Source organism: Tumebacillus algifaecis, assembly GCF_002243515.1.
GTDB classification, from domain to species: domain Bacteria; phylum Bacillota; class Bacilli; order Tumebacillales; family Tumebacillaceae; genus Tumebacillus_A; species Tumebacillus_A algifaecis.
The window spans coordinates 3,940,612-3,952,366 of the sequence record NZ_CP022657.1; the positions used below are offsets into that span (position 1 = coordinate 3,940,612).

Annotated in this window: 10 protein-coding genes; 4 read left to right on the plus strand and 6 right to left on the minus strand. The window is 45.4% G+C overall.

All coding sequences use genetic code 11. The features are described from left to right. Nucleotides 1-73: 73 nt before the first annotated feature. A complete protein-coding gene (locus CIG75_RS17440; RefSeq protein WP_157729625.1) occupies nucleotides 74-1,042 on the minus strand; it encodes a metal ABC transporter solute-binding protein, Zn/Mn family in 969 nt (322 codons plus the stop codon). A 158-nt stretch (nucleotides 1,043-1,200) separates the two neighbouring features. On the opposite strand from CIG75_RS17440, the gene CIG75_RS17445 reads away from it, so the two are divergent. Further along, entirely contained in the window at nucleotides 1,201-1,479 is a 279-nt protein-coding gene (locus CIG75_RS17445) for a hypothetical protein (RefSeq protein ID WP_094237804.1), read from the plus strand. An 878-nt stretch (nucleotides 1,480-2,357) separates the two neighbouring features. Here CIG75_RS17445 and CIG75_RS17450 read toward each other — a convergent pair. The 3 genes from CIG75_RS17450 to CIG75_RS17460 form a co-directional block, all read right to left on the minus strand. Continuing rightward, nucleotides 2,358-2,804, minus strand: a complete 447-nt coding sequence (locus tag CIG75_RS17450) for a hypothetical protein (RefSeq protein ID WP_094237805.1) — start codon at nucleotides 2,802-2,804, stop codon at nucleotides 2,358-2,360. Between the two features lie 18 nt (nucleotides 2,805-2,822). Continuing rightward, nucleotides 2,823-3,728 carry a DUF6731 family protein gene (locus CIG75_RS17455; protein WP_094237806.1) on the minus strand — a complete coding sequence of 302 codons (906 nt, stop codon included), beginning with the start codon at nucleotides 3,726-3,728 and terminating at the stop codon, nucleotides 2,823-2,825. A gap of 265 nt (nucleotides 3,729-3,993) precedes the next feature. After that, nucleotides 3,994-5,241 (minus strand): hypothetical protein, encoded by a 1,248-nt coding sequence (locus tag CIG75_RS17460; RefSeq protein ID WP_094237807.1) that lies wholly within the window; start codon nucleotides 5,239-5,241, stop codon nucleotides 3,994-3,996. 1,425 nt (nucleotides 5,242-6,666) lie between these two features. Here CIG75_RS17460 and istA point away from each other — a divergent pair. Continuing rightward, a complete protein-coding gene (gene istA / locus CIG75_RS17465; RefSeq protein ID WP_094234919.1) occupies nucleotides 6,667-8,166 on the plus strand; it encodes an IS21 family transposase in 1,500 nt (499 codons plus the stop codon). Further along, nucleotides 8,163-8,891 carry an IS21-like element helper ATPase IstB gene (istB, locus tag CIG75_RS17470; RefSeq protein WP_094234918.1) on the plus strand — a complete coding sequence of 243 codons (729 nt, stop codon included), beginning with the start codon at nucleotides 8,163-8,165 and terminating at the stop codon, nucleotides 8,889-8,891. Before istA ends, istB begins: the two co-directional genes overlap by 4 nt. Nucleotides 8,892-9,335: 444 nt before the next feature. Here istB and CIG75_RS21315 read toward each other — a convergent pair whose 3' ends face one another. Next, the gene (locus CIG75_RS21315; RefSeq protein WP_227874273.1) at nucleotides 9,336-9,605 is read right to left on the minus strand and encodes a hypothetical protein; all 270 of its coding nucleotides are present in this window, start codon (nucleotides 9,603-9,605) and stop codon (nucleotides 9,336-9,338) included. A gap of 688 nt (nucleotides 9,606-10,293) precedes the next feature. On the opposite strand from CIG75_RS21315, the gene CIG75_RS17480 reads away from it, so the two are divergent. Continuing rightward, nucleotides 10,294-10,776 (plus strand): hypothetical protein, encoded by a 483-nt coding sequence (locus CIG75_RS17480; RefSeq protein ID WP_094237808.1) that lies wholly within the window; start codon nucleotides 10,294-10,296, stop codon nucleotides 10,774-10,776. Nucleotides 10,777-11,336: 560 nt separating this feature from the next. Here the strand turns inward: CIG75_RS17480 and CIG75_RS17485 are convergent. After that, nucleotides 11,337-11,750: a DEAD/DEAH box helicase gene (locus tag CIG75_RS17485; protein ID WP_157729626.1), complete on the minus strand. Its 414-nt coding sequence runs from the start codon at nucleotides 11,748-11,750 to the stop codon at nucleotides 11,337-11,339. Nucleotides 11,751-11,755: the final 5 nt, after the last annotated feature.

Sequence of the window (11,755 nt, forward strand, 5' to 3'; positions counted from 1 at the left end):
CTTGCCACAAAAAAGAACACTCAATCACTGTCACGCAGATTGAGTGCCTTTTTTTGCTGGATTTTGCGATTGCTTACTGATTGAGCGCTTCCTTGAGTACGGCGAGATTTTCCTCCATCACCTGCAGATATCCTTTCAGCTTATCCGGCTCCATTTTGCCCTCGTACGTGTTTAGTGTCTTCGCTTGGTAGCCCATCTGGCCGAGGAACTCCTGCACGCGCGGTGCGGCTTCCCCTTCAAAGAAGATGTTCGCAGCGTCATGTTTTGCAAAATCGACTTTGACCGCATCCATTTCATCAAATTTGTCCTGCGGGAATTCGTTGATGGCAATCGACGTCGGAACGTAGTAGTTCAGACCATAGCGTTTGGTGAGATATTGAAACGCCGGGTAGGGCGAGACGATTTCCTTGCGCTTCACTTTGGAGAGCGTGTCCGCATATTCTTGATCGAGTTGATCGAGTTTGTGTTTGAACTCCTCGGCGTTTTTCTGAAATTCCTCAGCATAAGCGGGTGCTTTTTTCGAAAGGGCCGTGGCGATCGTATCGACCTCGACTTTGGCATTTTGCGGGTCGAGGTAGTGCCACGGGTCAAAACGTTTCTTCACTTTGTCATCTTCGCTGGCGTCCGGGTTGTAGTAACGCAGCAAGTTGAGCTTGTCCAGACCTTGCGACGCGTCGATGACGAGCAGATCATCATTTTTGATCTTCACGGTCGCATACATTTGATCCCACCAGCGATCTTCCACACCGTTGCCGTTCAAGATCATGACATGCGCTTGCTCCAAGTCGCGCATCTCCTTCAGCGTCGGGGCCCATTGCCAGAAGTTCTGTCCGGGCGGCATGTACGTTTGCACGTCCACCTTGTCGCCGCCGATCTCCTTGGCAAAACTCGCTTGGGCTTGGAGTGTCGAGTACACGACCACCTTCTCGCCTTCTTTGACCGTTTTGCCGACTTTCGGACCGTCCGACTCCGAGCAGCCCACCGCCAACACAAGGCTTAGCCCAAGTCCGATCGCCATCATTTTCTGCACCATTCGTTTCATCGAAGTGACCCCCTGCATCTCTCTAAACTCTATTATTTATTCGAAAATTCGATCTCTTATAGGCATTGTATTATAAAAAACGACTGGAAGTCTATAAGGGTATTTTACAACAGTCTGAACGAATTGTGACTAACTACATTTCGCGGTACGATGAAGCTATGAAAAACAAGATGATTTGGACAAATGTGATCTGGGCAGTTGTATTGCTTGTGGTGTTGGGGTTTGAAGCGGGAAGTTGGCTGAAGCAATGGAACGCGAAGCACATCTTGGATGACCCGCTGTTGCAGCAGCAACTGGGTGGCGTGCAAATCGAGCAGGTGGAAAACGTCGAATATCTTGGCAAAGGAGGCTATCGGTTGCAGGCCGGAGCAAAGGAAATGATCGCCGTGCAGACCTATACATCGGTGATGAATTATCGGTGGGATGTGTACGAGTAGGAGGTGGGTGATTGGCGGTGGAGTGGGGGTTGTAGGAGGGAGTATGGAGTGAGGACCTTGGGCAGTCGCGTGGTGACTGGAATGTGAATGTGCCGATCTGGAAGTGTGGAAAAAGACCTTCGCCTGGGACTGTACCTTGGCGAAGGTCTTTTGATTTGATATGTGCTTTTAGTTTTCGATTGAGTGGGTTTGCCGTGGTTACAAGCGAAGAAAGTCATGAAGTATCGTAAAGTTCATTCCTTGTAGTCTCCTGTGTGACGGGTCTGTCATTGTTACAATCTGACCAAGACCGTAACGTTGCCAATCGTTTCCTTCTTTCAGTCCCCTAACTAACAGGTCTGCCATTGTTACATTTAGATTGGTCTTATTGCAGACAAAAGAGTCCGTGACCTTGCAGTCCCCTATATAACGGGTCTGCCATTGTTACCGACCGAATCAGGCACAAAAAACAAGGCGTAGCTAGGATTCAAGCACTCTTTGAATCGGACGGCGTTCTGCCTTTTTTCGAGGATCGGCTTTTTGCTTCAAAACAGGGGGGGATCCTCGAAACTGTGGTTTTCTTGAAGTTATTATTTCCCTCCTCAGTATATCGTATTCCTTCCTTGGACAGAATAACTAAGTTATCGTGTCACAGCAACGCGAGACATTCGGACGGCCTTCGAAACCGATCAAGAAGGCGATATTTTTTATGAGAACACTGCAACTCTCGAAAAATTTTTTCTGATCGCACGCTGGGTATGTTCTCAACAAAAAGACGACCAACAAAGGTCGCCGTAGATGATTCCCAACCGTCCAAGCCTTCCAGATGCACCTTCGCATCCGTTTCTGTACCAGTTTCGAACTCGTATCCACACCAGTAGTCTATTAGCTCTTCTCTCTCATTTAGTATTTGATGAGTATAACGATCTTCTAACCAAAGAGACTATCACTCTTGATGCCCTTTCAAACGCTGCTACAGTAGCAGTCGCGGTAAAGCACCAAGGAGTAAACCAGATTTCCTTTGGCACCAAAAAACCAATTCCAGACACAACCAACAAAAGTAGTGCCCATCGTATTACAGATGCAAGATACTTTAAGATCATTTGGTCTGTTTGATCGATTGCCAAAATGTAACCCACAACTTCATGAGACGAGATAACAACCATAATTGAAAGAACACTTGCAAGAAAACCGATTGCTATTGCTGAGAATGTTACCCCTGCTGACATCAGATTTGTGTAGGCGGTGTCAGCGACCTTACCATTTGTAACCATGTAGTAGGCGATTAAACCAGATACAACACCAACGATCCAGGCCTCTAACTTCTCTAAGAGACTGAGGCTCATTTTGTCAGTACCTCCTCATCATCTGATCAAAAAGAGAGCATTAATTTCCTCCTCCCGTTCGCCCCACACTTTGATTAGCTCTCTTGACATGCGATCGTGGGTAAGCGGTTCTTTTCGGCTAACATCTAATTCTACATTTTCATGGATACGATCTTCAAGAAGATCGATCCACTCAAGTCGTCCTTTGTAGTCATCCTCTTTTGCCCTTACCTTAAATTTTCCAATGTAATCCTGTTCCTTGACAGCAATGCGCGCTGCTTCCTTAATCGCGTTAACGATCATACTCGCATTTCTTTTCCTTCCCATTGACAATGTAAGGGACATTGTCTCTGATCCCGTGTCTTCAAGGTTATCAATCCACTTGTTCAGCACTTGATTTTTCCTTAATTTCGATGCGATCTCCGGATTGTCAGGTAAAGCCAACCTAACATCTACTTTTCGTATGATCTGTTGACGTTCCAATTTTTCAAAAGCATCTTCCCCAACGATTGCTAAGAACTCTAACAGGATCTCCTTAGTCAAACCTTTGCTGTCCTTATATAGCTTTCGCATGTATTGATTGAATCCTTCAATGCGAACGCCATAGTAATTCCGTTGGTATAAAATAACATTTGTGTTTTCGTTGTACATAAAACTTGTTTCCTCACCAATTCCTTGGTCAGGATTCAATCCGAGATCTTCGAGCCCAGCTTGACCTTTTGTTGCTTTTTTCGGAAGGAAATCCATTCGGATCTTTACAAGGTGTCCAAGCCAATTTCCATCGGTCAAGCGTTCTATTTTTTCAAGTCGGATCGGGTAGTCCTTCACATTAAACTCACGATCCTCCAGATTTGCGGCTTTGGCTACCTCCAGCATTTTCTTAAACTTTACCCCAGAAGGCAATGAAACTCTGTAAAAGTCAATCAGAATCGATCTGTTTGCCATATTCGAGTTAACACCTCTTGTACAATGATTTTCTATAATAATACAAGTTAGTTAACCACGAAGCAATGATCATTTTTGTTTATGAATTTTATTCTGACAAGAACTGCATACTCATACTAAATTGCTCAGTGTCAGCCCCAGTTCCCATACATCCTATTTATTCGGGTCAAGTCACCTCCTTTCAAATTCACAGTGATTGGGAATATAGAGATAGGCTCTATTCAGTCAAAAAAAGAGCTCCCTTGATGGAGTGCCCATTTTTTCCTCAATCTAATTCACTTAGAATAGTTTCGTACTCAATTTTTTTCTCGCTATTGTCCTCAAAAAACTTAGTTACCTTATCTACAAATTTTGACCCCGTTATTTGTAGGATATCTCGCAATTCCTCAACTACATATTTGTCAAATTCCATTTCGCTTAGAGCTGAAAGAATCATTTCAGAATTACGGTCAGCGTACATTTTATTGTTTTTGTTCTTTTTTGAAAGTCGCTTCTTCATAAACACGTACTCCCGGTAGTGTTCCAGGAAGTTTATTTGTTTTAAAACAAGATACTGTATATCTGTTGGTGGAGTTTTCGGTAGATTCTTCATTAGTTTGACGATAAATTCTGAATAATTAAGTTCATCTAGCAGTTGCTTTCCGATAATGCTACACACTACTCCCCAAGTATTTGGTCCTCGATGTCTTTTCTCGAACATATAACTTACCCAGAATTCTCTTAACCGCTGTGAAGAATTAGCAACTGCATTAATCTTGTCCGGGTGAGAATGAATAAACATCACCATATCAACCTCGTCCAACCAAAGCACATTAGACAAAGCATCAGACAATTCACAATCCCGTAAGTCAAAAATATCGTTAATAAACGAATGGAATCTATCATCAAGATAATAATCTTCATCTAACTCGGCAATAACTTTCACCATATCTTTAAAAAAATCTTCAAATTGGTGTTTTTGAACACTCGATCGAATTTGACTCACAAGATGACTGTGACCTTTAAGTCTAGATGTTTTCGTGAAGTCGAAATGATCCTTAATTTCCTGAAGTAGCACCTCTTTACTTCCAGGAAACACAAATTTCGGAAGATTCGATATTAAAAACAACCAGAAAGATTCAACGTATGCATAATCAATCGAGTTAGATTTTGCATGTGCAGAATCATTTCTTCTAGCTCGCCAGAAACTAACCTGATCTCTCACATCGCTAGGTATATCAAACATTGGTTTTTTTTTATTTTCGATATAACCCTTAAGATGAGTATCCCAAATATCATCGTTAACCAGTTTTCGCCTTACATCTTCCCATTCTTGTTCGGCATAACCATTTGGTGGTACTTTTGTCCCTAAAATCCTGTATCTTAAAACGGAAGAAAAGAACAGAAATGAATAAAGTAACGCAGCTCTGTAAGCCCCTGCTTTATAACAAAGGATCGACTCCCCCATTAATAGTTTCGACTCGGTGTCGAAACTATGTTCAGTTACCCATTCCTCAATGCGCATTGGTCTCAAAACACTATCCCCTTTCATATAAATTATACAATAACATATTATTAACATCAACTGATTATCACTTATTATTTAGACCACTTGCTTTGCTCTGCTGATCAATCTGCAAGTGGTCTTTCCATCGTTTACTCCCTCTGGCGACAGTTTACCCTTTCTGCTTAAACTGGAACAGAAGCATACCAAACTCCAAAAGTTGATCAAAGCCATGGCGTGGTTTTGAAAACAACGACTTCATCTTTTGTCATGAAGACGGAAGATTCTTTGATCCAGACAAAATCAGCAACTGGTTTAAGAAGATCATGGAGTAGCTAGGTTGGAGGTATCGGCTTCACGATATCCGTCACCCACACGCTTGCTAGTTGATCATGGACAACGTGCACAGCCACCGGATGGGTCACTCTTCCACATCGTTCACAATGGACGTATACGGACACCTCATCTCTGGACATGCAAGAGGCGGCTGCAAAAACTCTGTACAAAAGCACAAAAAACAGGTCGATTAGCGCATTTCGTTAGCAACAAACCAAAAAACCACCAAGAAAGCCTTGTAACATCAAGGTTTTCTTGGTGGTTTTCGAACGTTCTAGCGTGACTTTCAGTCCCCTATCTAACGGGTCTGCCATTGTTACTGACGATTGAAAGGATGTGAGAACGTGGGAACAATTCCTTTCAGTCCCCTACATAACGGGTCTGCCATTGTTACGAACGATAACCAGTCAATTCTAAAGTCTAGCAGCTCATCTTTCAGTCCCCTACATAACGGGTCTGCCATTGTTACCGACCGAATCGAGCACAGAAAAAACGAGGCGTAGCAAGGCTTCACGCGCCCTTTGATTCGGACTGCATCTTGCATTTTTTCGAGGATCGACTTTTTGCTTCAAAACAGGGGGGGATCCTCGAAACAGGTGTTTTCCTGAATTTATTGTTTCCCTCCTCAGTATACCGTATTCCTCCAATGGATAGAATATTTAAGTTTACCTTGCACATCCACTCGATAAATCCCCAACCCTTCCTCGCGGTGCGCTTGTGTCTGGCGAGGAATACCTACTACTTCACGCAGAGCATTTAGAGCGTACTTGAAACACTTGAGCAGGCCGTCGATATTCGCACCACGCCAAAAAACTCCTCATAAGTTCGAGGACAAGCTGTGCGACTGCCAGTGTCAACTTACCCTAGCATCATACGGACTTTGGAAAATGGTCAAGAACTTCGATACCGTCTTCGATCAAATAAGCATTTAATTTTGTTGAACGCTCGCTCCCCTTCTTCAAATACATGTTTCTCTGTTTATCGCATAATGAAATTGCAGAATGTCGCGGCGTAAAAGTGCAGACTTTGCCCGCGACATTTTGGCATAAAAAAAGCACTTGCCAACATCGATCTACTAACTTACCCTACGGTTTGCGACGACCAAGGGGGATCGAGAGGATGTTGAAAGTGCCTGAACAACAGTATATCAAATTTTTGCGCGAACACGAAGGGTGTTCGATAACCGAAATTGCAGAACGAATGAACTTGAATTGGCGAACTGCCAAAAAATATGCGGACAAAGACGATTGGAACGAGACGGTGGGAAAACGATTCGGTCGTTACCCAGTTCTCGGTCCGTTTCTCGAAATCATAGATACGTGGCTATTGGAGGACGAGGCTCTTCCCCGCAAACAGCGCCACACCGCTCGGCGGATCTTTAACCGTCTCAAAGCGGAGTATGAATTTACTGGTGGCGAACGAACGGTACAGGAGTACGTGGCTAAATGGCGGGCGGCTTACGCCCATGACCGAGCGAAGAGCTACGAACGGCTGGAGCATCCAGGTGGCGAAGCCCAGGTAGACTTTGGAACCGTACAGGTTGCGCAGAACGGGAGGCTCGTGGAACGTAAGATTCTTACCGCGTCCTTCCCATTTAGCAATGCGGCCTTCGCTTTCCCCGTTCCATCTGAGAATGGCGAGTGCTTTCTCGAAGCCTTGAAGCGGCTGTTCGGACAAATGGGCGGAGTACCGCGACGCATCTGGTTCGATAACCTCGCGGCTGCGGTTGCATCTATCGAGAAAAACGGAGAACGAAAGCAAACTGATGCGTTCACAAGGTTCTGTGCTCATTACCGCTTCGAGCCTGTCTTTTGTAATGTGGCGAGAGGCAACGAGAAAGGCAATGTAGAGAACAAGGTTGGTTACGGAAGGCGGAACTGGTGTGTCCCGATCCCAGTCATTCAATCGCTCGATGAACTCGCAGTACATCTTGAAATGGAGGCACTGGAGGATCGTCAGCGCATTCACTATTCGAAGAAGGAGAAAGTGGACGATCTATGGCGACAGGAGCAGAAAATGCTCTATTCCCTGCCGCTTGAACCGCTAGAGGTATTTCGTTTGGATACAGGTCGATTGAACAAATTTCGTGAACTGTCGTTCGAGAACATCAAGTACCCACTCCCGCAATGCAAGGCAGAGCAGCGCGTGTTGCTCAAGATTAAGTGGGATCTGATCGAGGTATTGGACGAGTCGTACAGCAAAATCTTCGAGTTCCCTCGGCCTTATACGGACAAGACGATGGAGATCGAGTGGAGAGCTGTGTTAGATGGACTCAAGCGACGCCCTCGCTCCGTCAGATATTCGACTTTTGTGTCGATGATGCCAGAAACACTGAAACACTTCCTGAGGGAAGTTGAGTCGGAGACGTGCAAGGCACGCCTGTCCCTTGTGAGGCGTTTGTTGGAGAACTACACGATGGGGGAGATCGCTAAAGGCCTGCACGAACTCATGCCTTGGGATTCTCGCGTCGAAACAGCGTTGGAGCACGCTTTGTACAAACAACGATATCCCGAGTTTCATCCTGAACCGTTCCAAGAGGTACACACCCCATCGAAGATTCAAGGCTATCATCCAGGTGACTTGGCCAATTACAACGATCTGTTGGGGGTGACATTATGAATCGAAAAATGTTGGCGCAGGCGTGCAAAACGCTCCATCTGGCACATGTAATGAACCACTACGAATCGGTTCCGTTCGAGAGTCGTACTGACTTCTTGCTGGCAATCCTGCAGTCAGAGATCCAAGGACGTGAGTCCAGTAAAATGAAGAGATTGATGAAGCGCGCCGGATTCCCTCAATTGAAAACGTTCGAAGGATACAACTTTGAGGAGATCACGTTTCCGAATCATTGCACGGAGCAGTCTCTACGTGAGCTTAACTTCCTGAAACATAAAGAGAACATCTTGATGTTGGGAAAGGTGGGAACTGGGAAAACCCATCTGGCAATTGCGTTAGGGGTGGAAGCCTGTCGGCAGGGGCTTGATGTGAGGTTTTATCGCGTCTCGGAGCTTGTCGCCAAATTGCAGGAAAGACATGCGAGCGGGACGCTGACGAGATTTCAAAAAGAACTGATGAAGTGCGATCTGTTGATTTTGGATGAGGTGGGCTTCGTGCCGTTTCACCAAACGGGTGCTGAACTTCTGTTTCACGTTATCTCGGAATGCTACGAGCAGCGAAGTCTCATAGTGACCTCCAATCTGGAGTTTGGGCAATGGAACAGCGTGTTTGGTGATACTAGATTAACGAAAGCGCTGGTGGATCGTTTAGTTCACCACGCGCACATCCTGAGTTTTACGGGCGAGAGTTATCGCTTGCGTCATGCTCTGTCGAGCATAAATTCATGAATTTCGATGTTGGCGGTGCTATGCACAAAATGGCCGCGATACTCTGCACTTTTCAGTTGCGAAACACAGTTTCTCCTTGTATGTATGAGCCGAGGGGATTCAAAGCTCCCCACGACCCCACTTCAAAAGCACGGTTGCATTTTCACACATTTATTACTGGCGCAACGAGTGCTACATGCCGATAAACGTATTTTTGCTAAAAGGACCCCAATTTGCGTCATCAAAACCTCTCCGTCCCTCTTCATTCACAAAACAAGGGAGTACGTGATGCATAAGACCCGTTATGGCATTCAATCGAAAGGTCATGACGAATCTCATTTTCGAATCATCGACAGGTCGAATGATTGCGGAATCCGGACGTACCGAGTTGGAATCGGTCAGCTCATAGTCCATCCCCTCTGTTGAGATCCCTGTGGGAATGGGGTACTCGATGTTACTTCGTATCTAATAGTTGGATACATTTGTTGCAGAGGCCAAATCGGTCCGCCGATCATAGTGAAGGAATAGTTGATTGGGAGCAATTTGTCTTGCCTCCAGCAAGAGGGGATGAGGAACCTTTTGTCTGTTGATGTGAAAAAAGAACATTTGATTTATGGATTCGATTTGCCGTTGCTGATCGGCTATCATCTGTCGGTCGTACTCTTTGCACCAATCTTCCTCAAGGCAGGCGGCATCTCGATTCCATTCATCATGCAGATCAAAACGGCGGCTCATGCGATTGCCTCCTTCGTTCGAACTCGACAATCTTATCGTATTTTCAAGGAATGTCCAAAGTGCTTGAATTTCATAAACAAAAAGAACAGGCCGAACCGCCCTACGCTGATTCATTCCAAAAGAGCTGAAGATTCGTATAAACACACTGGATACACGAACGCAGACGAGATCAAGGTGGCACCTGCATTAGTTCAAAAATTGGTCAACGCAGATGAAGTCATATGAAAGTTTGATAAGTCATCCATGACCTCCACTGAATAAACAGTTACTGAAATTTTAACCCATTGCGATTTATAATTACCTCAAGAGCTGCTACAGATCATAGCGATCAACACTTGCTCCCTCGTTTTGGAGGCTTCACAAGAAGATCGCATGTATGAGTCTACACGATGCGTCCATCGGGATAGACAAGTATTGCGGAACATCTGCTCAGTTTTCATGACAAGCAGACAAACGCAGAAGATTTGAAAATGAGCAAGTAGCTCCTTGTAGTAGCATTCGCGGCTGATCTACGCCAGAAAAAAGGTCAGCGCCATCGATCCAGCGCGAATTCAGCTACTAGACTGTCCTGGTTGGCACAACTGATTTCACTTTGCATCCATTCAGTATGAAGTTTCATTTGTTCAACGAATACTCCGACATGTGATGCAACCAAAACATTTATCTATTTTAGGAGGTTTCAATCATTATGGTACAAGTAGCAAACTATCAAGCGGCAAAAGATATCCAACAAGGGCAACTCGTCGGCAAAGTCACAACCGACACCACATGGGACAACGCAGCAAGCACCACCTGTAACACTTGGGTGAACCCGACGGAGGGCGGCTGCTTCATCTGGTCCAAAGACCATCCGGCAAGCATGCACTGTGCGACTTACAAGACGTTCAACATCAACACCACAAAACCGTTGATCTCTGCTACATTGTTCCTTGCCGTTGACAACTACGGCTCCGTCTTCATCAACGGCAAGACGGTGACAGTTGACGATCCAACTCCGGAACCTTCCAATTATAAACAAGGCCGCTACTTCATCTTCTCGAAAGAAGATTGCGAACAATACTTTGTGGCTGGTCAGAACATCATCACCATCCTCGCGTACAACTACGCTCCGACTGGCGATACGACAGACAACCCGGCTGGCGTATATACGTCTCTGGAAGTCTTCGCTTAATCCGCGTATTCTGATCAGGCATCGATTCAACTCCAAGCTGACTTGCACGAAGCAAACACTTGCGTACAATCTGCCAAGTTAGTGCATGAACAGCGCGAAACAATAGAGCATTTGTCGGCTCGTGATTGACAAAAAGTAGACCTCCCTGGTTGCTAAATCTGGGAGGTCTACTTTTTTATAACGGTAAGGTTCGATGTGCAAGTGCGATCTTCGCTATCTGTTGGGTCTCAGAAAACGATGGCGTTTTAACGTGCCTACCATCGTTACCTCATGTGCAATTATCTCATACAAGTTAATCATTTCGAACTTCCAGTCCCCTTCATAACGGGTCTGCCATTGTTACCGTTCATCGAAGCGTTCTACTCGTTCAAATGGAGTGACGACTTTCAGTCCCCTTCATAACGGGTCTGCCATTGTTACCGACCGAATCAGCCATCGAAAAACCGAGGCGCAGCAAGGCTTCACGCACTCTCAGATTCGGACTACATCCTGCTTTATTTTCGAGGATCGACTTTTTGCTTCAAAACAGGGGTAATCCTCGACAACCTATCTTCTCCAACTTATGACGATGAACTGGAGGTTCCATAGGCGAGACCAATATAAGCGCTCAATAGTTGATCGATCGTAGTAAAGACGATGTCTCCTTGAAAGAACGGGTCACTCGGTTGATTCCCCATCTGAAGAGTCACTTTCAACCCAAACTTTTTTTCAACCAGTTCTTTCGTCGATCTATGCAAAGAAGAAGCCAGCGCTCGTACCGGAAGAGCGTAGATCACACGGTCTGCGATCGGTTTTCCGATCTGTTTCGAATAGAGGAACGGAGCGAGGGCCGCCCACGTCTTGCCCGCACCAGTAGGAGCAACCAGCACCACATTTTTATCTTGCAGTACCTCGGTTGCCACCAGCTCCTGATACGGATACGGCTGATTCCCAAACGTTTGGTAGAAAAAATCGTGAAATGTTCCTCCTTCCATCCTCA